Origin of the sequence: Serinibacter arcticus, assembly GCF_003121705.1 — a bacterium.
Classification (GTDB): Bacteria; Actinomycetota; Actinomycetes; order Actinomycetales; family Beutenbergiaceae; genus Litorihabitans.
This window is the reverse complement of sequence record NZ_PYHR01000002.1, coordinates 3,144,820-3,165,088: the sequence shown is the minus strand read 5'-3', so window position 1 is coordinate 3,165,088 and position 20,269 is coordinate 3,144,820. Positions and strand designations below refer to the sequence as shown.

17 protein-coding genes and 1 riboswitch are annotated in these 20,269 nt (G+C 73.6%); of the genes, 11 read left to right on the top strand and 6 right to left on the bottom strand.

Annotation, left to right across the window (positions count from 1 at the left end; all coding sequences use genetic code 11):
• Positions 1-2 precede the first annotated feature (2 nt).
• Complete coding sequence (locus C8046_RS14160) at positions 3-1,118, bottom strand: ATP-binding protein (RefSeq protein WP_109229995.1); 1,116 nt, start codon at positions 1,116-1,118, stop codon at positions 3-5.
• A gap of 2 nt (positions 1,119-1,120) precedes the next feature.
• Positions 1,121-4,753 (bottom strand): DUF4132 domain-containing protein, encoded by a 3,633-nt coding sequence (locus C8046_RS14155; protein ID WP_109229994.1) that lies wholly within the window; start codon positions 4,751-4,753, stop codon positions 1,121-1,123.
• A gap of 156 nt (positions 4,754-4,909) precedes the next feature.
• Here C8046_RS14155 and C8046_RS14150 point away from each other — a divergent pair, with 156 nt between their 5' ends.
• The 3 genes from C8046_RS14150 (at position 4,910) to C8046_RS14145 (ending at position 9,031) form a co-directional block, all read left to right on the top strand.
• The gene (locus C8046_RS14150; RefSeq protein ID WP_109229993.1) at positions 4,910-5,845 is read left to right on the top strand and encodes a hypothetical protein; all 936 of its coding nucleotides are present in this window, start codon (positions 4,910-4,912) and stop codon (positions 5,843-5,845) included.
• A gap of 74 nt (positions 5,846-5,919) precedes the next feature.
• Positions 5,920-6,048: a hypothetical protein gene (locus C8046_RS19815; protein WP_268921376.1), complete on the top strand. Its 129-nt coding sequence runs from the start codon at positions 5,920-5,922 to the stop codon at positions 6,046-6,048.
• A 22-nt stretch (positions 6,049-6,070) separates the two neighbouring features.
• The gene (locus C8046_RS14145) at positions 6,071-9,031 is read left to right on the top strand and encodes a helix-turn-helix transcriptional regulator (RefSeq protein WP_109229992.1); all 2,961 of its coding nucleotides are present in this window, start codon (positions 6,071-6,073) and stop codon (positions 9,029-9,031) included.
• 29 nt (positions 9,032-9,060) lie between these two features.
• On the opposite strand, the gene C8046_RS14140 is transcribed toward C8046_RS14145, so the two are convergent.
• Together C8046_RS14140 and C8046_RS14135 are read right to left on the bottom strand one after the other, a co-directional pair.
• Entirely contained in the window at positions 9,061-10,290 is a 1,230-nt protein-coding gene (locus C8046_RS14140; RefSeq protein ID WP_109229991.1) for an O-succinylhomoserine sulfhydrylase, read from the bottom strand.
• Complete coding sequence (locus tag C8046_RS14135) at positions 10,287-10,715, bottom strand: rhodanese-like domain-containing protein (RefSeq protein ID WP_109229990.1); 429 nt, start codon at positions 10,713-10,715, stop codon at positions 10,287-10,289. The genes C8046_RS14140 and C8046_RS14135 overlap by 4 nt, the downstream gene beginning before the upstream one ends.
• Positions 10,716-10,772: 57 nt before the next feature.
• Positions 10,773-10,864, bottom strand: a riboswitch (SAM riboswitch).
• A gap of 131 nt (positions 10,865-10,995) precedes the next feature.
• Here C8046_RS14135 and C8046_RS14130 point away from each other — a divergent pair.
• On the top strand, positions 10,996-11,502 hold the full coding sequence (locus C8046_RS14130) for a hypothetical protein (protein WP_109229989.1): 507 nt from the start codon (positions 10,996-10,998) through the stop codon (positions 11,500-11,502).
• Between the two features lie 84 nt (positions 11,503-11,586).
• Positions 11,587-12,981 carry a dihydrolipoyl dehydrogenase gene (gene lpdA, locus C8046_RS14125; protein ID WP_109229988.1) on the top strand — a complete coding sequence of 465 codons (1,395 nt, stop codon included), beginning with the start codon at positions 11,587-11,589 and terminating at the stop codon, positions 12,979-12,981.
• 78 nt (positions 12,982-13,059) lie between these two features.
• Here lpdA and C8046_RS14120 read toward each other — a convergent pair whose 3' ends face one another.
• Positions 13,060-13,482: a VOC family protein gene (locus C8046_RS14120; protein ID WP_109229987.1), complete on the bottom strand. Its 423-nt coding sequence runs from the start codon at positions 13,480-13,482 to the stop codon at positions 13,060-13,062.
• A gap of 107 nt (positions 13,483-13,589) precedes the next feature.
• Between C8046_RS14120 and C8046_RS14115 the strand changes: the two genes are divergently transcribed.
• Together C8046_RS14115 and C8046_RS14110 are read left to right on the top strand one after the other, a co-directional pair.
• Positions 13,590-14,588, top strand: a complete 999-nt coding sequence (locus tag C8046_RS14115; protein ID WP_109229986.1) for a helix-turn-helix transcriptional regulator — start codon at positions 13,590-13,592, stop codon at positions 14,586-14,588.
• A gap of 540 nt (positions 14,589-15,128) precedes the next feature.
• On the top strand, positions 15,129-15,797 hold the full coding sequence (locus tag C8046_RS14110; protein ID WP_158277230.1) for an SIMPL domain-containing protein: 669 nt from the start codon (positions 15,129-15,131) through the stop codon (positions 15,795-15,797).
• A gap of 56 nt (positions 15,798-15,853) precedes the next feature.
• On the opposite strand, the gene C8046_RS14105 is transcribed toward C8046_RS14110, so the two are convergent.
• On the bottom strand, positions 15,854-17,044 hold the full coding sequence (locus tag C8046_RS14105) for an FAD-dependent oxidoreductase (RefSeq protein WP_268921375.1): 1,191 nt from the start codon (positions 17,042-17,044) through the stop codon (positions 15,854-15,856).
• Between the two features lie 190 nt (positions 17,045-17,234).
• Between C8046_RS14105 and C8046_RS14100 the strand changes: the two genes are divergently transcribed.
• Genes C8046_RS14100 through C8046_RS14085 form a run of 4 tightly spaced genes read left to right on the top strand, consistent with a single transcriptional unit; the run spans position 17,235 to position 20,266 of the window.
• Positions 17,235-18,335, top strand: coding sequence for a DNA polymerase domain-containing protein (locus C8046_RS14100; protein WP_109229983.1), 1,101 nt, complete (start codon positions 17,235-17,237; stop codon positions 18,333-18,335).
• A gap of 9 nt (positions 18,336-18,344) precedes the next feature.
• Positions 18,345-19,049 carry a hypothetical protein gene (locus C8046_RS14095; protein ID WP_146197171.1) on the top strand — a complete coding sequence of 235 codons (705 nt, stop codon included), beginning with the start codon at positions 18,345-18,347 and terminating at the stop codon, positions 19,047-19,049.
• Positions 19,046-19,513, top strand: a complete 468-nt coding sequence (locus tag C8046_RS14090; RefSeq protein WP_109229981.1) for a hypothetical protein — start codon at positions 19,046-19,048, stop codon at positions 19,511-19,513. Before C8046_RS14095 ends, C8046_RS14090 begins: the two co-directional genes overlap by 4 nt.
• 48 nt (positions 19,514-19,561) lie before the next feature.
• The gene (locus C8046_RS14085) at positions 19,562-20,266 is read left to right on the top strand and encodes a DUF6308 family protein (protein WP_109229980.1); all 705 of its coding nucleotides are present in this window, start codon (positions 19,562-19,564) and stop codon (positions 20,264-20,266) included.
• Positions 20,267-20,269: the final 3 nt, after the last annotated feature.

Sequence of the window (20,269 nt, the reverse complement as noted above, 5' to 3'; positions counted from 1 at the left end):
GGTCACCAGATGTCGCGCGCCGCGGTGTGGAACTCCTGCCACGCGGGCGATCGACGGGCCCGGTCACGGACCACGGAGTCGAGGTAGGCGCGCAGCCGCGTGCGGTCCTCGGCGGAGTCCTTGAGCGCGACGCCGGTGAGCTGACGCGCCAGGTGCGTCGGCGTGACGCGCCCGTCACCGAAGTACCGCGCCTCCATGACGCTGGAGACGGCGACGTTCACGGCCTCCGCCGTCGACATCACGGTCTCGGGCGCGACGATCGCGACGCCCTGCTCCGTGCGGCCGGTGCGGAGCTCGCGGAAGGCGGTGACGAGCAGGTCGATCACGTCGCGCGAGGGCGGCGGGGCCGCCTCGCCGATCTCGACGGCGACCTGCCGCTCGATGACCTCGATCTCCTGCTGCCGGTCGGCGATCGGGTGGACCGTCTCGAAGTTGAACCGTCGCTTGAGGGCCGCCGACATCTCGTTCACGCCGCGGTCGCGCAGGTTCGCGGTCGCGATGAGGTTGAAGCCGGGGGCCGCGGAGACCCGGACGTCGGCGCCCATCTCGGGCACCATCAGCGCCTTCTCCGACAGGACCGAGACGAGCACGTCCTGGATCTCCGGCGCGCACCGCGTGAGCTCCTCGAACCGGACCACCCGGCCGGTGGCGAGCCCGGAGTGGATCGGGGAGGGGACGAGAGCCCGTGCCGTCGGACCCTCGGCCAGCAGCAGCGAGTAGTTCCACGAGTAGCGGATGTGGTCCTCGGTGGTGCCGGCCGTGCCCTGGATCGTGAGGTTCGACGTCCCGCTGATCGCGGCGGCGAGCAGCTCGGAGAGCATCGACTTCGCCGTCCCGGGATCACCGACGAGCATGAGGCCCTGGCGGCCCAGCAGCGTGACGATCGCGCGGTCGACGAGCGGGTCGTTGCCGAGGTACTTCCGGCTCACCCCGAGATCGGGCGCCCCGACGACGAACGCGCGCACCGCCCGCGGTGAGCGCCGCCAGCCGGGCGGGACGGCGTTCCCGCGCGCGGCGTCCCAGGCGTCGAGGGCGACGAGCTCGTCGGCCCACCGCTCCTCGGCCGACTGCCGGACCGTCGCCGGAGGCTGCGCACCCGCCGGAGGCTGTGTCGTCATCGTCAGAATCCCGTCCGCTTGGCCCACTCGGGGTCGAACGCGCCGCCGTCGGCGATCGCGAGGTAGTCGTTGTACGCGACGGCGAGCAGCACCGGCGGAACGTCGCGGAGGGCCTCGTCGCGCCCGCCGCGGGTGAGGACGAGCCGCGTGATCGCCAGGCTCTCCCCCACCTCCTGGCCCGGGTAGGTCCCCGTGATCTCGACGGCGACCTGCCACGCCCCGACGTCCTTGACCACGCTGCCGACCCAGCCGCCGTCCTCGGCGGCCGCCGGCCGGTAGCCGTGACGAGCGGCGCGGGTCTTGAGCGCGCCGACCGTCATCACCCAGCCCTGACGGTCGGTGATCTCGGTCGCCGACGCCTCCACGCGCGGGGTGGCCGCGTCGAGCTGGTCGAACAGCGGCGTGATGCCGTAGTCGGCGAGCCGCTCGCGCCAGTGCTGCGCGACGTCGGGTTCGAGGCCGCTGACGTGGGTGAGCCAGATCCGCACACCCGCGTCGCCGGCGCCACCCTCCACGGGCAGCTCGACCTCGCCGTCCTCGGCGTCGAGCAGCTCGCCGTCGAGCGTCGGGGCGAACAGGACGGTGGCGGCCGGGGAGTCCGCGTCGTCGTCGCCGGCCACGGGCCCGACGGCCCACACGAGCCGGGAGACGAGGTGACGCATGACGGGGTGCTCGAGGAAGGCGGTGCGCCAGGTCGCAGCGTCCCAGGTGCGTCCGAGCGCCATCGCCTCCTGCAGTCGCGCCGACTGCAGGTCGACGACCTGGACCAGCTCCTTCTTCGCGGAGGAGAAGGCGGAGCGGGCGGCCTTGGCGAGCTCGGCGTCGTCCTTCACGCCCGGTTTCGGCAGGGTCTTGAGCGGCTTGCCCTCCCCCGAGAACAGCGCCAGCGCGAGGTCGTCACCGATCCGCATCGTGAACTGACGGGACCCGTAGTCCAGGGTCGCGACGCCGCTCGAGGCCGCGCCGCCGTCACCCTCCCCGTCACGCTCGGCCGCGAGCTCCGCGGCGCTCGGGAAGCCCGCCGTCGGGATCGTGCGGTCGGCCAGCTCCTCGGGACTCCAGCCCCGCTGCTGCGCGATCTGCTCGACGAGCTCGCCCGCGCGCTCGCGCACCGTGCGCTGCTTGAAGCTGCGTGCGACAGAGATGACCGCCTGCAGCGCCGCCGGGTCGTCGTTGACCGACGCCGCGACCACCAGGGTCTCGATCTGCGAGCGCCGCTCGGGGTGCCGCTTGGCGTACCGGGTGATCGCCTCGGTGAGCTCGTGCCCGGGCGCGCCGGAGGCGAGTGCCAGCAGGCCCTTCTCCTTGATCGCGGAGCCCAGGAACGTGCCGCGCAACCCCTCGGCGATCTCGCTCTCCGCGTCGGCCAGCGTGAGGGTTCCCCAGCGCTGCGCGTGCTGACCGCCGTGCTGGGCCCACCGCTGGTACTGGGCGAGGCGGGCCGGACCCTCCGCGGTCGCCGCGGCGCGGACGTCGTCCTCGGTCATGCGCGTGAGGTCGTGCGCGATCCAGGCCCCGAGCACGAACGAGCCCAGCGCCTGCCGGCTCGGGACGTCCAGCAGCGAGACGTACAGCGGGATGAGGCCCTCGCCGGTCGGGTCCTTGAGCTTGACGGCGAGCACGGCCCACCACCGCAGGATCGCGGGATCGACGTCGGAGCCGTCGGCCCAGCGTGCGGCCGGCAGCTGGTCCAGCGGCACCCAGGCCATGCCCGCGGGCGCCTTCTTCTTCAGTCCGGCGGTCGCCGCGGCACCGAGCGCGGCCGGCGAGAGGTGCGCGGAGATGTCGACGCCGATCGTGCGCAGCGAGCCGAGGATCGCCGCCTGCACGACCTCGCGACGCTCGGTCCCGAGCGCGGCGGACAGCGTTTCGACCACGTCCTCGCGCACGGCGTCGCGCTGCTCGGGGGCTGCGTCCGCGACGATCCGCGCGAGCCAGCGCGCCGCCGTCGCGCGGATCTCGGCCGCGCTCGCGGTGAGGCCGTCGACGGCGATCGCCAGCCCGCCCTGACGCGAGAGCAGGTCCTGGGCCTGCGTCCGGTGCGAGCGTCCGTCACCCAGGGCGAGCTCGGTCAGTCGGGCGACGAAGCGCTGCGGCACGCGCGGGAAGGCCTCCAGCACGTCGAGCGTCGGGCCCGGGCTGGGCGAGGAGGAGGTGCGGCCGCCGGCCGTGGGACGCAGCCCCAACCCCTCCTCGAGCAGCTCGAGCCGCTCGGCGAAGTACGGCCACAGGTGCTCCGGCGCGATCACGATTGGGTTCCAGGTCGTCAGCACGCGCGACCTGATCTGGTCGGCGACGCTCGTGGGTCGGCCGTTCTGCACCCGGACGTGCTCGCCCGGGGGTGTCGCGCGGTCGCCGAGCGCCTCCTCCGTCGCCGCTGCGGCCGCCCGCAGGTCCACGTCGACCGGGTGCTGCTGCGTCGCGAAGTGGAACGGGTGCACGTTCCTGCCCAGGGACGCCAGCCGGAGCACGTGGCGCAGCGTGACTCCCGGCGCGCTGCCGATGGCGTACATCAGGGTGTGGATCGGCGCGCCGGAGACGTGCCGGACGTCCACCGGGCCCGTGCGACCGAGGTCGGCGGCGATCGCGTCGAGGGCTGCGCGGTCGAGGCGCTCCAGCTCGCGGAGCCGGTCCTTGACGTAGGTCGACTGCGGAGTGCTCTGCAGCGACGCCGCGAGCTGGGACCGCTGCCTCGCGACGGCCCGCTCGAGGTGCTCGACGACGTCGGGGCCCACCGGCGTGGCCGGCAGCGGCTCCCACGGCGGCGGGACGACGTCGACGTCGCCTGCGGCGCCCGGTCCCGCGGAGGCCTGCTCGAGTCGCGGGGCGAGGGTGCGGGCGATCGCGGCGGGCGCCTCGGCGTGCGCGCGCTCCAGCGCGGACCGGCGCTGGTCCTCGGGCAGGCGGTCGAGGACGTTCAGCGTCGCCTGACGGACCCGACGGGAGGAGTCCCGCGTCAGCTCCAGCACCCGCTCGAGGTGGGTGCCGATCGCCTCGGGCGCGAGGGTGAGGCGGTCGAGCGCTGCGGTCCTGACCTCGGGATCGGTCGCCCCGAGCGCCGCGACGACGACCGCAGGCGAGTCGCGCATGAGGGTCTCGGCGCCCTCGAGCGGCAGTCGCTGGTAGCCGCTCAGGCTCGACTGCCGGAGATCGAACGTCAGCGCGGCCGCGAGCGCCGTCTCCCGGTCGTACCCGTCGGACTCGAGCGCCGCGAGCAGCAGGGGCAGCCCCACGGCGCGGCGACCGCCGGCCCGGAGGACCTGACCGACGTCGCCGAGCAGGTCCGCGCCCCGTGCCACGATCTCCGGGACCGGGACGCCGGTCGAAGTCGACCGCCGCGGCGCGACGGTGGGGAGCACCCCGGCGGCGTCCCAGAGCCGAGCGAGCCTGACGATCCCACCCGCGTCGATCTCGTCGCTGTCGATCAGGGGCGCGACGGCCCGGCGGTAGGCGTAGGGCTGGAGCGACCCCGCCCGCGCGGCCGCCGCGACGTCCGACAGGACGTCGGCGTCCGACCCCGTGCGCACGTGCCGCACCGCGCGTCCCAGCACGTCCCCCGGCAGCGTCGAGAGCCACGCCAGGCACGTCCTCAGGTGCTTCGTCCGTCCGCCTGTGAACCTGTCCAGGAATCCCACCGGTGAGCCCCTCGCCGTCGCATCGTCGTCGTCCAGGGCAGGGTATCCAGGGGGACCGACACGCGGGGGATCCGTCCCACCCGGACCGGCCCTCGACACGCCCCCGCCGTGGTGGGACCCTCACGAGCACAGGGGCCCACCACAGGGAGGACGACGATGTCCGCACAGATAGATCCCCGCCCGACCGACTCCCCCGACTCGGCCCTCGACACCTACCGCGCGCTGCGCGTCGGGATGGTCGGGGCCGGACTTCTCCTGCTGGTCGCGGTCGCCGTGGAGGTGGCCCGCGTGGACGAGATCCCCGGGTCCATCAGCGCGACCTTCTACTCCCCCGTCCGCGGCGTCTTCGTCGCCTCCCTGCTGGCGGTCGGGCTCGCGCTGGTGGCCATCAAGGGCCGCCCCGGTTGGGAGGACGGCCTCCTCAACGTCGCCGGCGCCCTGGTCCCGCTCGTGGGCTTCGTCCCGACGCCGGTGACGCTCTCCACCATCCCGGGCGGCACGGAGCTCCCGCTCACGTGCCCCGATCCGGACGAGGCCTGCGTGCCCACGGAGCTCGCGCCCGACGTCGCCAACAACGTGACCGCCTACCTGCTGCTCGGCGCGGCCGGCCTGGCCTTCGTCTGGGTGCGCCTCGCGCGCGCCCGGCAGCGCGGCGAGGCGTGGCGTCCCCGCACCCGCAACGCCGTCCTCGCCGCCACCGGGGTCTGGACCGCGTTCGGCGGGTGGTTCCTGCTCGGCCGGGCGTCGTTCCTCGAGTGGGCGCACTACACGAGCGCCATCTCGTTCTTCGTGCTCCTCATCGTGGTCGTCTTCATCAACGGCCGCCGCGCCGTCCCCACCGTGGGGATGCTGGGGCCGACGACGGCGGACTACCGCCGTCGGTACTACGCCGTCGCGCTCGCGATGGCGGGGGCGGTGGTCGCCGGTGTGGTGACGTTCCTGGTGACGGGCGAGCAGAGCGGGTTCCCGCTCGTGTTCTGGCTCGAGCTCGTCCTGCTCGTGCTCTACATCGTGTTCTGGGCCATGCAGACGGTCGAGCACTGGTTCCACGCGATCCCGCCTGAGGTACCTCAGACCACCCCCGTCCCCTAGGCCCCGAACCCTGAGGTACGCACCGCTGCCCCGCCCCCATGACGGCCCCGTGTCTCACGGGCAGGGTCGGGGCCATGAACACGTCATGGTTCGAGTTCGAGCACACCCTCACCCACTACGACGGCGAGCGGGCGCAGGCGTTCCTCGCCGGACGCCACACGCGCCGCCCCTCGCTGCTGCGCCGCGCCCGTCGCCGGTCCTGACCGCGTGGGCCACGATGGAGGCATGAGGAGCGCGAGCAGGATCGTCGGCCGCAGGGCCGAGCTCGCCCAGCTCCACGGGGCGCTCGCGACGGCGGCCGACGGTCGCGCGACGCTCACCCTCCTGGGTGGCGACGCCGGCGGCGGCAAGACCCGCCTGCTGGAGGAGCTGGTCGGCGAGGCCAGGGCGACGGGCTGGACCGCCGTCACCGGGTCCTGCGTCCAGGTGGGCGACTACGGCCTGCCGTACCTCCCGGTGATCGACCTGCTCCGGCAGCTCGAGGCCCACGACCCCGCGCTTCTCCAGGCGCAGGTCGCCCGCCGCCCCGCGCTCGCCTCGCTCCTGCCGCACCTGGCCGGCGTCGCCACGACGGGCGAGCTCCTCGCCGAGACGCTCGTCTCCGGCGAGGGTTCCGCCGACTCCCTCGCGCAGGGCCTGCTGTTCGAGGCCGTGCTCCAGACCTTCGTCGAGATCGCCGCGACGACCCCGCTGCTGCTGGTGGTCGAGGACCTGCACTGGGCCGACCGCTCGACCCGGGACCTGCTGGGCTTCGTGGCGCGGGCGCTGCGGGAGGCGCGCGTCGCCGTCGTCGCGAGCTACCGCACCGACGACCTCCACCGCCGTCACCCGCTGCGCCCCCACCTGGCCGAGCTGAACCGGCTCCCGCAGGTCGAGCACGTCACGCTGCCCCCGCTCTCGGTCGCGGAGGTCGCCGAGCTGGTGGAGGCGATCACCGGGACGCCGCCGACGCCGCAGCGCGCCGATGAGCTGCAGCGCCGCAGCGACGGCAACCCGTTCTACGCCGAGCAGCTCATCGACGAGGCCCGCGCCGGGCGCCTCCCGACCCGGCTCGCCGACGTCCTGCTCGACCGGGTCACGGCGCTGCCCGAGGAGGCCCAGCAGGTGCTGCGCGTGGCCGCCGTCGCCGGTCGCACGATCGACGAGCCGCTGCTCGCCGCCGTCGCCGGGCTCGAGCCGGACGATCTCGTCCTCGGCCTGCGCAGCGCGCGCGAGGCCGGGCTGCTGGCGCTCGACGACGTCACCGGCTCCTACACGTTCCGGCACGCGCTGCTCCAGGAGGCCGTCTACTCCGACCTGCTGCCGGGCGAGCGCACCCGGCTGCACGCCCGGGTCGCCGGGGCGCTGCTCGACGGCGGCGCCGGCGGCTCCCTGGGCGAGCTCGCCCACCACCAGCTCGCCGCGCGCCAGGACGCCGAGGCGCTGGGCTCGCTCGTCGCCGCCGCCCGCCAGGCCGAGCACCTCGCCGGTCCGAGCGAGGGCCTGCAGCACCTCGAGCAGGCGCTGGCGATCCTGGACCGGCTCGGCGGGGGTGCCGACCGGCTGGAGCTGCTGACGATGGCGGCAGCGTCGGCGTTCGCCGCGGGCGAGACGCGCCGCGCCGTGACCCTCGGACGGGCCTCCGTCGCCGAGGCTGACGAGCGCGCGGCGGCCGAGCCGGGGCCGGTCGCGACGGCGCTGCGGGCCGCGACCCGCGAGCGCACCGCGCACTACCTGATCGACGTCGCGACCGACGACGGCGACACCGCCCGCCTGGTGGCCGCCGAGGCCGGCGCCCTGGTCACCGACCTGCCGGAGTCACCGCTGACCGCGCGCGTGCTCGCGACGTGGGCGCGCACGATCCTGTGGCTCGATCCCGCCGAGTCGGGACGATTGCTGGAGGCCGCGATCGCCGTCGCCGACCGCGTCGGGGCGCAGCACCTCGCGGCCGACGCGATGATCTCCCGCGCGCTCCTGGCCTGGCGCGGCGCCGTCACCGAGGACGCCGGGCGGCTGCTCGCCGAGGCGCTCGAACGCGCCGGCGAGGGGCCGGCCGGAGCCGCCATCCGCCTGCGCGCGCTCCGCTTCATCGCCAACCTGCACCTCGAGAACGACACCCCCGACCTCGCGCTGGCCGCCGCCGACGCCGGGGTCGGGCTCGCGCGCGAGACCGGGCTGATGTGGACCTTCTACGGCGTCGACCTGCACCTGCTGCGGGGGTGGGCCCTGATGGCCTCCGGACGCTGGGACGAGGTCGTCGAGCGCGCGACGATCACGATGTACGAACCCGCGCCGACGGCCAGCATCCTCGGGATCCAGCTCGTCGCCGTGCTCGTGGCGCGGCAGGACCCCGAGGCGCCCGCCGCGCTCGCGCGGCTGCGGTCGGTCCCCGACGTGCTCGTCCAGCTCCAGCTGGACGTCGACCAGCTGCGCCTCCACCTCGACTCCGGCCGCCCCGAGCAGGTCGTGCGCGACGCCGTCACGGTCCGCGCGGAGCTCGACGGGATGCGCATGTCCACCGAGGCGCTGCACCTGGCGGCCGTCGAGGCCGCCGCGCACGCCGAGCTGCTGCGTCGTGCCGTCCCCGCCGACGGCGTCGCGGCCGGCACCCACCGCGCCGCGCTCGCGGAGCTCCGCGAGCGGGCGGACCACCTCGCGGACACCCCGATGCTTCGCGGCGTCTACGGCCGGCTGCTGCGCTCGCGCGTGCTCGCGGAGTCCGACGACGACGTCGCCGGCTGGGACGCGATGCTCGCCCTGGCGGAGGAGGCGGCCCGGGTGCCCGAGCAGGCGTACGCGCTGGCCCGCGGGTTCGAGGCCCGGCTGCGGTCGGGCCTGCGCGACGACGCCACGCTGGACGTCGGCCGCCGCGCGGAGGAGCTCGCCGACCGGCTCGGCGCGCGGGCCCTGGCCGAGCGGGTGGCGGGCGAGGCCGCCCGGGCGCGCCTCGCGCCGTCGGGCACCGGGGGCGACGGCGGCGAGCACCGACCGCGCGGGCGCACGGGCCCCGGCCCGCTCACCGCACGCGAGCAGGAGGTGCTCGAGCTGGTGGCCGAGGGCGCCTCGAACGGCGACGTCGGTCGGCGGCTCTACATCACGACGAAGACGGCGAGCGTGCACGTCTCGCACATCATCGCGAAGCTGAACGCCGCCAACCGGGTCGACGCCGTCGCGATCGCGCGACGGCGCGGGCTGCTCCCGCGCTGACGCACGCGCTCACCACCCGGCGGCGAGCCTCACCACCCGGCGGCGAGCCCCCGCTCGAGGTCGTCGAGCAGATCGCGCGGGTCCTCGAGACCGATCGACAGCCGGATCGTCGTCTCGGAGATCCCGACGCGCTGTCGGCCGGAGAAACCGGTCTTCATGTGGGTCGTCGTCGCGGGGTGCGTGACGAGCGACTTGGCGTCACCGAGGTTGTTGGAGATGTCGATCAGGCGCAGCGCGTCGAGGAAGGCGAAGGAGCGGTGCTTGCCGCCCTCCGGATCGTCCGCGGGGCCGTCCAGCGTGAACGCGACGACCGTGCCGCCGGCGCTCTGCTGCAGCTTGACCAGCTCGTGCTGCGGGTGCGACTCGAGGTACGGGTAGCGCACCTGGGTGACCTCCGAGCGGTCCTCGAGCCAGCGCGCGACGGCGAGCGCCGACTCGCACTGCCGGTGGACGCGCAGGTCCATGGTCTCGATGCTCTTGAGCAGGGTCCACGCGTTGAACGGGCTCATCGTGGGGCCCGTGTTGCGCAGGAACGTCTGCAGCGGCCCCACGATGTAGTCGCGCGGACCGAGCACCGCCCCGCCCATGACGCGACCCTGACCGTCGATGTGCTTGGTCGCCGAGTAGACGACGACGTCCGCCCCGAGCTCGAGCGGCCGCTGGAGCACCGGCGTCGCAAACACGTTGTCGACGATCACGACGGCGCCCGCGGCGTGGGCCAGCCGGCTCACCTCGGGCACGTCGACGATGTCCTGCATCGGGTTGGACGGCGTCTCGAAGAAGACGACGTCGGCCGGCGTCGCCAGGGCCTTGGCCCACTGCGCGTTGTCGTGCGCGTCGACGTAGACGGTCTCGATGCCCCAGCCGGTGAAGAGCTCGTCGAGCACGAGGAGCGTCGAGCCGAACATCGCACGGCCGGCCACGATGCGCGACCCCGCCTTGACGAGGCACGCCATCGACGCGAACACCGCGGCCATCCCGGTCGCCGTCGCGAAGCACGCCTCGGCGCCCTCGATCAGGCGCAGCCGCTCCTCGAACGCCGACGTGGTCGGGTTGGAGTAGCGCGTGTAGGTGAAGCGGTCGAGCTCCCCCAGGAACGCGGCCTCGGCGTCGGCCGCGCGCGGGTAGGAGTAGCCCTGCGTGAGGAACAGCGGCTCGGAGATCTCGTGGAAGCCGGTGCGCTCCTGCCCACCGCGGACGGCGAGCGTCCCGGGGCGCAGGCCCTCGGGGAGGCTGGAGCGCGGCTGCGGGTCGCTCATCGGTCCCCCTCGTACGCCGCGACGGGCAGGCCGAGCGGGGCCCAGCCGGGACCGAACTGGCCCTCGTAGCCGTCGACGACGTTGTAGGCGGGCCCGAAGCCCGCGGACGTCGCGAGCTGGGCGGCCGCGATCGAGCGGACGCCCGACTTGCACAGGAAGACGAGCGTGCGGCCGTCCCCGGGCTCGAGGCCGGCGGCCGTCAGGGTCGCGAGGAAGTCGGGGTTCGGGCCGAGGAACGTCTGCAGCGGGTCGAGGACGGGCTCGCGGTCGAGCTCGGTGAGGTCGGGGATGCCGACCTGGGCCCACTCCTGCGGGGTGCGGACGTCGACCAGGACGGCGTCGGCGTCGCCCTCGAGGGCGGTCCACGCCTCCTGGGGCGTGAGGTCACCGGCGTAGCCGTGGACGTGCGGGTGCGGAGTCGTCATCGCGGGTCACCACCGCGGCGGCGACAGTCGGACAGGGGGGAATCGGTCATGCTCGCTCCTCCATCGGTCCTGGCGGTAGCACCCGCACCCGAGTCGGGGGGTTGCTGCAGCGTCGTCGAGCCAGGTCTCTCAGCTGCTCTGGATGGTCGTGATCGATGGTAGCGCGGGGGGCGGCGGGGCCCGCCCGGGCGTCTCAGCGGGCGAGCGGGTCGGGCTCGCGGTTGCGCGAGGCCGCGCGGCAGTCGTGGACGTGACCGGGCGTGCGGAGCACACTCGGTCCATGGGGCGAACCGCGAGGGCGACGGCGACGGCGGGCCTCGTCGCGGCGGCGACGCTCGCGCTGGGCGGATGCTCCGCGGTCCCCGGCGGCGTGGTCGGGCTGACGGTCGACGACGCCGGTCGGGTCCTGGCGCTGCTGGCGCCGTGCGACGGCGAGACGATCGGCGGCGAGGTCGACGACGTCGTGCTCACGCGGCTGATCCCCGGGGAGCGCGGCTCCGACGCGTGGGACCGGATCTCGCACGAGACGAACCTCGACCTGGTCAGCGACGGCGCTCCGATCGAGGTCGTCGTCGAGGCGGAGCTCGAGCCGGGCGAGAGCTACTACGTGCACGCCCTGGGGCCGAGCCTCCCGTGGAGCCCGGGCGACCAGCTCGAGCGGGTCGACCTCGACACCGAGATCGTGGCGGGGCTGACACCGGGCGAGGTGGTCACGGGGCTGGCGGCCCCGCGGGACCTCCTCACGCGCGAGGAGTTCGATCGGACCGCGTGCGAGCACCCGTCCTGACCCCGGGTGACGGCGATCCCCGGGTGACACGGCCCACGTCCCCCCGCGCCACCCCTCGCCCCCGCGCGGAACTAGGCTGGCCCCATGGCTTCCCACTTTGATGTCGTCGTCCTCGGTGCGGGCCCTGGTGGCTACGTCGCCGCCATCCGCGCCGCCCAGCTCGGCAAGTCCGTCGCCGTCGTCGAGAAGAAGTACTGGGGCGGTGTCTGCCTGAACGTCGGCTGCATCCCCTCCAAGGCTCTCCTCAAGAACGCGGAGCTCGCCCACACCCTCACGCACGACAAGGCGAAGTACGGCATCGAGGGCGACGCCACGATGTCCTACGGCCCGACGCACGCCCGCAGCCGCCAGGTCTCGGCCGGGATCGTCAAGGGCGTCCACTTCCTGATGAAGAAGAACAAGATCACCGAGATCGACGGCTGGGGCACCCTCACCAGCGCGACCTCGATGGACGTCGCAGGAGACGACGGCGAGAGCCAGCAGCTCACCTTCGACAACCTCATCATCGCCACCGGCTCGGTCACCCGCATGCTGCCCGGCGTCAAGGTCAGCGAGAACGTGGTCACCTACGAGGAGCAGATCCTCGACCCCGACCTCCCGAAGTCGCTCATCATCGCGGGCTCCGGCGCGATCGGCGTCGAGTTCGCCTACGTCATGAAGAACTTCGGCGTCGACGTCACGATCGTGGAGTTCCTGGACCGCATGGTCCCCACCGAGGACGCCGACGTGTCCAAGGAGCTCGCCAAGCACTACAAGAAGCTCGGCGTCACGGTGCTCACGAGCACCAAGGTCGAGGCCGTCGAGGACACCGGCTCGGGCGTCAAGGTCACCGTGAGCTCCAACGGCGAGCAGCGCGTGCTCGAGGCCGACCGCCTCCTGTCCGCCATCGGCTTCGCCCCGCGCACCGAGGGCTTCGGCCTCGAGGCCGCCGGCGTCCAGCTCACCGACCGCGGCGCCGTCGCGATCGACGACTACATGCGCACCAACGTGCCGAACGTCTACGCCATCGGCGACGTCACCGCGAAGATGATGCTCGCCCACGTGGCCGAGGCCCAGGGCATCGTCGCCGCCGAGACGCTCGCGGGCGTCGAGACGCAGTCGATCGACTACCGCTTCATCCCGCGCGCCACCTACTGCCACCCGCAGATCGGCTCGATGGGCCTCACCGAGGCGCAGGCCAAGGAGGCCGGCCACGAGATCAAGGTCGCCACGTTCCCGTTCTCCGCGAACGGCAAGGCACAGGGCCTGGGCGACGCCGTCGGCTTCGTCAAGATCGTCGCCGACGCCGAGCACAACGAGCTCCTCGGCGCCCACCTCATCGGCCCGGACGTCACGGAGCTGCTCCCGGCCCTCAACGCCGCGCAGACCTGGGACCTCACGGCCGACGAGATGTCGCGCGTCGTCTTCGCCCACCCGACGCTGGGCGAGGCCGTCAAGGAGGCCCTGCACGGCATCTCGGGCCACATGATCAACTTCTGATCCGACCCGCTCGAACCGCGACGGCGCCGCTCCCCTCCCGGGGGGCGGCGCCGTCGTCGTTCTCGGACGCCTCCGGGCTCAGCCCGCGTGGGCGACCTCGACGTCGAGCACCCAGGTCACGCCGAAGCGGTCGGTGACCATGCCGTACAGCGGGGACCACGGCGACGGGCCGAGCGGGACGACGACGGTGCCGTCCTGCGCGAGGACCTCGAACGACGCGGCGAGCTCCGCCCCGTCGGTCGTGCGCACCGAGACGAAGAACGACGCGACGCCCTGGTCCCACGGACGGGCGGCCGGTACGTCGAAGGCCATGATGCGGAAGCCGCTGGGCGCGGCGACCTGACCCCAGATCACGAGGTCGACCTCGCTCGGGTCCTCGACCGGGCCGGCCTCGCCGTGCGTGGCGATGGCGAGCTCGCCGCCGAAGGCGTCGCGGTAGTGCTCCAGGGCGGCGCGAGCGTCGCCGCGGAAGTTGAGGTGGGGGGTGACGGCGATGCTCATACGGACTCCTCGGGTGGGCCCCGGTCGGGGCGGTTCGTGCTGACAGGAACGACTCTCTCGCCAGTTGCGGTCAGTTCCTGTCCTCCACCTGGAGCAGAATCGACCCCGTGACCGCGCCCTCCTCCCGACTCCTCCTGCTGCTGTCGCTGCTCCAGGTGCGCCGCGACTGGGGCGGCGGTGACCTCGCGGGACGTCTCGAGGTGAGCCCGCGCACCGTGCGCCGCGACGTCGACCGCCTCCGTTCGATGGGCTACCGCATCACGGCGCTCATGGGACCGGACGGCGGCTACCGGCTCGAGGCCGGCGCCGAGCTCCCGCCGCTGCTGTTCGACGACGAGCAGGCGGTCGCGGTCGCCGTCGCCCTCCGCACGGCCGCGGTCAGCGGAGTGGAGATCGTCGACGGCGCGGCCCGCGCCCTGCTCGCCGTGCGCCAGGTGATGCCGGCGCGGCTGCGGCACCGGATCGACGCCGTCGAGGTCACCCCGCTCCCCCGCCCCGGCGGCGACGTCGTCGACCCGGAGGAGCTGCTCGCCGTCAGCGCAGCGGTGCGAGCCCGGGAGGTGCTGCGGTTCGACTACGCGAGCTCGGGCGACGACGACCGCCCGCCCCGCCGGGTCGAGCCGCACCACGTGGTCACGCACGCCGGCCGCTGGTACCTCGTGGCCTGGGACCTCGACGCCGCCGACTGGCGCACCTACCGGGTCGACCGGCTCTCGACGCGCACCCCGACCGGTCCCCGGTTCGCCCCGCGGCAGGTCCCCGGGGGTGACGTGGCGACCTATGTGGCCGCGCGCTTCAAGGGATCCGCGACGGCGAACACCTGGCCCTGCTGGGGTGAGGCGGTCCTGCGCCTGCCGCGACACCGGGTCGCACCCTTCGTCGCCGCGGACGACGGCGTCGCGGAGAGCCTCGGGGACGATCGCACCCGGGTCAGGCTCGGGGCCTGGTCGTGGCCCGCGCTGGCCGCCACGATCGGCCGGTTCGACGCGGACGTCGAGCAGATCGGCCCACCGGAGCTCGCCGCGGCCTTCGCCCACCTCGCCCGGCGCTTCGAGCGCGCCGCCTCTGCCCCGGCGGTCGAGCCACGGACGGGGCCGACGGGCTGATCCCGTGGGCCCCGTCCGATGCTCATCCGGTGGCGCGGCTACCGGGGCCGCGCAGCTGCCGAACGATCCCGGGCCGGCAGGGGGCATGAATGCAGGCCCGGGAGCCTCCGAAGGGCCGACGCCACCTGTTGAGGGGCAGGCGGCGAGGACGTGCATCCGGAGACGTGTCGCAGGGGAGAGACGATCGGTGCGAGCGCCGTCCGCCGGGCGGGTCGGTGGTCCTGGCGTGCGGTGGGAGCAGCAACTCTGCGACTCCCACCGCCGGCGCGCTCGGCCCCCTCCCTGCCCGACACCGAGGTGCCACAGCACGAGCGCCCCTGCCAGAACTGTCCAACCCATCCCGTACCCGGACGTCTCCCCTGCATCGTCGCCGGATACGCGACGAACATAGGGATCGACCTCCAGCAGTGGCAAGCAGCCTCTTGATCACGGTCAACGGCGTCGGTTCAACCGTTAACTCGGATCAAGACGAGGGCCGCGGGTACTGTCGCGGCACGAGAGTCGGGACGCGGCTCCGACAGCCCAACCCAGGAGGTCGCAGTGGTCAGCATCGCCGTCACCGGGGAGGCCGGCACCCGGATCGCCGCCGAGCGCGGCACCGTCACGATCCGCATCGAGGCGAGCGGTGATGACCGCACCGTCGTGGTCGACCGGGCCGTTCGACAGCACGCCGCGCTCGTCGCCGAGGCGAAGGCCTTCGTCGAGGCCGGCGACGCCACCGCGTGGGAGGCCGCCGACGTCTCGACCGGCGTCTTCGAGGAGTGGATCGGCGCCGGGGAGACCCAGGAGCGCGTCCGGCGATTCCGCGCGCAGGCCCGGGTCAGCGTGCGCTTCGCCGACTTCGGGGCGCTCGGCGCCTGGTCGCTGGACGTCGCCGGTCGGGAGGACGTCGCCGTCGAGAACGTCGCCTGGGCGCTGTCCTCCGGCACCCGCGCGAGCGCCGTCGACACCCTGCGGGCCGAGGCCGCCCGGGACGCGACCGCCCGCGCCGCCGCGTACGCCGCCGCCCTCGGCCTGCCGACCCCGCGTCTGACCGCGCTGTGGGAGGACGGGCTCCGGCCGGGCACCGGCGGCAGCTCGCCCGGCTTCCCCGAGCCGGCGCGGGCGATGCGCGCCATGGCGTTCGACGCCGGGGGCGGCCCGACGCTCGAGCTCCAGCCCCAGGACATCGAGCTCGCGGTGGTGCTGTCGGCCGACCTGGAGGCCTGAGGCCGCAAGCCTCGAGCGCTCAGGTGCCCACGGGCGCCCGAGCTCCCTCACGTCTCTCAGGTCCCGAAGCCGCCCGCCCGGCCGGCCCCGGCGCGGCGCCCGTCACCGATCCGGAACGGGGCCGCCGCGCGAGCCTCCGGGGCGCCCCCGCCGAGGGCGAGCCGGGCGAGCACCTCCCCGATCGCCGGCGCGAACTTGTAGCCGTGGCCCGAGAAGCCTGCGCCGACGACGAGGTCGCCGTGCCGGTCCAGCACGAAGTCGGTCGTCGCCGTCGAGGTGTACGTGCAGCTGATGGGCGTCGCCGCCTCCGGGTCGACGCCGGGCAGCCAGAGCTCGGCGTAGCGCCGGAGGTCGGCGAGCTGCACGGGTTCGGCGGCGTACGTCCGGGCGTCGGGGTCGACGACGGCGCCCGTGCCGTGCCAGCCCGCCTTCACCCCCTCACCCGGGGTCGCCATGCCGTAGAAGTCCGAGCGGAAGAAGGCGTCCTCGGGCCGGTCGGGGTCGGCGGCGTGGTTGAAGCCGGGGATGCCCTCGGCCGCCGCCAGCACGGGGGCGAAGTGCGCGGGCTGCTCCTGCGTGACCACGAGGTCGGGCAGCGGGACGAGCTCGCCCACCAGCCCCGCCGTCCAGGCACCCACCGTGACGACGACGGTGCCGGCGACGACGTCGTCACCGCCCTGGAGCTCGATGCGCACGCCCCCGCGGCGCTGCGGCACGAGGGCGACGGCGCGGGCGCCGGTCCGGACCCGGCCACCGTGGCGGGCGACGCCGTCGTGCAGCGCCCGCCAGGCGACGGCCGCCCGCACCCGGGCGCCCGACGGGACCAGGAGCACGTCGCGGCCGGCCGTGCCGCAGGGGCGGAACCGGAGCGCGGGCCAGCGCTCCTGCGCCTCGGGGGCGCTGAGCCAGTCGGCCGCCAGGCCGCGGGCGTGCAGGGCGGTGCGGACCCCGCCCCAGCGCGCCTCGCCGCCCCCGTGGTTGAGGAGCCCGACGTCGTCGAGCACCCGGGTGCCGGCCTCGGACGCGAGCTCGTCCCACAGCGTGCGGGCGCGCAGCACGAGGTCGAGGTAGTGCTCGGAGGAGTAGGCGGTGTTGTAGTTGCGAGTCGCGCCGTGCGAGGCACCCTCGTGGTGCCCGGGCTCGAACCGCTCCAGCAGCAGGACGTCCGCGCCGCGGCGGGCGAGCTGCCACGCCGTCGCCGCCCCCATGACCCCGCCACCGACGACCGCGATCTCGACACGTTCCACGACGACCCAGCGTAGGCGAGGCGGTCCGGGTGCGATGGGGGCGCACCCGGACCACCCCACCCCTGATCGAACTGCGCCGACGGGCGCGGTGCAAGCCCGACGTCCGCGACGATCACGACTCCCGGTACCCGCAGCAGGAGCGGGAGCGGCAGCCTCCCCCTGCGCGGGGCGCGTGCGTAGGCTGACCGCCATGGCCGCCTCCGATGCAGTTGAGCTGGACGTCCGTGGTCGCGCCGTGCGCGTGAGCTCGCCGACGAAGGTCGTGTTCGCCTCCGGGATCACCAAGCTGGAGGTCGCGGAGTACGTGATCTCCGTGGGCGACGGGATCCTCGCCGCGCTCGCGGAGCGGCCGACGGCGCTCGAGCGCTGGCCCGGCGGCTTCCGCGAGGGCATGGCCCTGACGACGCGGACCGGCGTGCAGGGCGACGGCTTCTACTCCAAGCGCGTGCCCAAGGGCGCACCCGAGTGGGTGGAGAGCGTGCGGATCGCGTTCCCGAGCGGCCGCTTCGCCGACGAGGTCTGCCCGACCGAGCTCGCCGTCGTCGTCTGGGCGGTGCAGCAGAACACCCTGACCTTCCACCCGTGGCCCGTGCGGCGCGGGGAGAGCGACGTCGACGGCGTGGCCACCGGCGGCGTCGACCGCCCCGACCAGCTGCGCATCGACCTCGACCCGCAGCCCGGCACGGACTACGACGACGCCGCCGCGATCGCCCCGCTCGTGCGCGAGGTCGCGGCCGAGGCCGGGCTGACGCTCGTCCCCAAGACCTCGGGCGGCCGCGGGCTGCACCTGTTCGCGCCGATCCGCGCGGAGTGGGAGTTCATCCCCGCGCGCCGCGCCACCATCGCGCTGGCCCGCGAGATCGAGCGCCGGGCGCCCGGCGCGGTCACCACGAAGTGGTGGAAGGAGGAGCGCGGGGAGAAGGTCTTCATCGACTACAACCAGATGGCTCGTGACCGCACCATCGCCTCGGCGTACTCGATCCGCGCGAACGCGCGCGCCACCGTGTCCGCGCCGCTGCGCTGGGAGGAGGTGGCCGACGTCCACCCCGACGACTTCACCGTGCGCAGCATGCCGGCCCGGTTCGCGGAGGTCGGCGACCTGTTCGCGGGGGCCAACGCCTCTGCCGAGGGGATCGCCGACGGGACCGTCGGCGGCCTCGAGACCCTGCTGGAGTGGGCCGACCGCGACGAGCGCGACCACGGCCTCGGTGAGGCGCCCTACCCGCCCGAGTACCCCAAGATGCCGGGCGAGCCGCTGCGGGTGCAGCCGAGCCGGGCCAAGAAGGACTGAACCAGCCCAGTGTTCACATCGCTGCACCGCATGGCAGGAGCGTCCGCCGGACCGGTCACCCCCTGGCTTCTCGACCTCCTCAGCCGACGAAACCTGCCGCGGGCGCCCCGTTTGTCTCTGGTCGAGCACGTGCCGAACCCGAGGGAGTTTGCCGAGATCGTCGGCAGAATCGTCAACGCAGGGGGTGGCGTCGTGCTGATCGGCGGTCACCTCGATGACATCGGCGCGGTCACTTTCCCGGGAGTCGCGCCTCTGACTCCTGTAGAGCTGGAGGCTTTCGAGAGCGCGCCAGTAATCGGGCTGGACCCTTCGCTGCACGGCGTACGTCTCCGTTACCTGCCGATGGCCTACGGCATGGTGTTCGTCGCCTTTGTGCCGACCTCCGACTCCGGGCCTCATCTCATCGCGGAGGGGCGCGGGATGAGACTGCCGCTGCGCGATGGAATCTCGGATTTCGACGGCTCCGAGGCGCACCTGAGATCCCATTATTTGTCCGGCAGCCACCCCAAGGGCGTCGCCTGGCGCGGGGCCGACCACAGGCTGCGGGCGTTCGACGAGGCCGGTGTGATCATCGACCTACGGGCCTGGCCCCGACTCGAACCCAGTTCCCCAGCCTCCCTGAGCAAGGCTGAGGTGCTCGACCTGGTCGAGCGTGCAGCCGACCGGGTCGATGAGCTCCTGCCCCATCCACGCCGAGCACACTTCGCGGTATGACGCCCGTTCGCACCGCTCATGCCTGGACCCTCGGGCGCAGCGACCGCGTCGACGATGTCGAGGTCGCGATCAACATCGATCTTCTGGACGACGGCCGAGTCACCCATCAGACCCTCACGACTCCCACTCCGAGGGTGTCGCCAAACACCCGTGCACGCCTCACAGAGCTGGCCGCCGTCACCGTCACCGGGCTCGCGGAGTGGCTTGGCGAACTGCGAGGCAGCGACGCGTACGCCCTCCACCTCAGATTCCCCGACGAGGTGGAGACTTGGCCGCACGGCGGAGCTGCGCCATCCCACCACCGCGGGTCGCGCAGCGAAATCGTGCACACGGATGATCCCGCGCACAACGCGATCGCCTCCAGCTATCTGGCCTGGTCATTGACGTCGACACTCGGGGAGAGAGGGACGTCACTGCTCTGCGAACCCGACTGGCGTGCCCTCGACCCGAGCCCCAGAATGTGACATCGGCTCCGGCTGCGCGAAGAGAACCGGCCCGATAACGTCGTGACCATGAATTCCGCACAATCGGTCGCCAGCGGCCCGGACCTCATCATCGCCGGTACGAAAAGATCGCAGGAATGGTGCGTCGAGCGGGCGTTGGCCTACTACGTGCGCACCCTGAAGAAGTACGACGAGTCGCCCGGTCTCCCGAGCCAAGGGATCACAGACGATCTCATCCGTCGCACCCGAGCCCTCGCTTCTCGGATCACGCGCGCCGAGCAAGCCTGGTTCGTCGAGCACGGACGGTCGCTCGACCTGAGCGAGGTCGCACGGCTCGATGATCTCCGCCAGCTGTTGTCGAATGAGAGTGCGTGGGAGGCCGCCGACAGCGCCTACTCGCACTTCGTCAGCGCCAGCCCCAAGGGAGTCTCGTTTGCGAAGGTCCACAAGGTGTTGCACCTGGTCCGTCCAACCGTGTTCCCGATCCTCGACTCCCGCTTGAAGGCGATCTACCGGACGCACCAGAGGGCGCTCGCCGACGCGGGCCGCCTCCCCGGCCGGGAGAACTGGCGTCGCCGGACGTGGCTTGCCATCGCCGAGGACCTGACCTCGGCCACCGACAGCGGTGCCCTGACGTCGCTCCGGGACAACCTCACGAGCCGGGCGCACAACGACGAAGACCCTGTGAATGGCCCGCACGTTCGCGAGGTTGCCGAGCGTCTTGGCCGCGTGTCTGACCTTCGGCTGCTGGATATCCTCACCTGGGAGCGCTAAGGG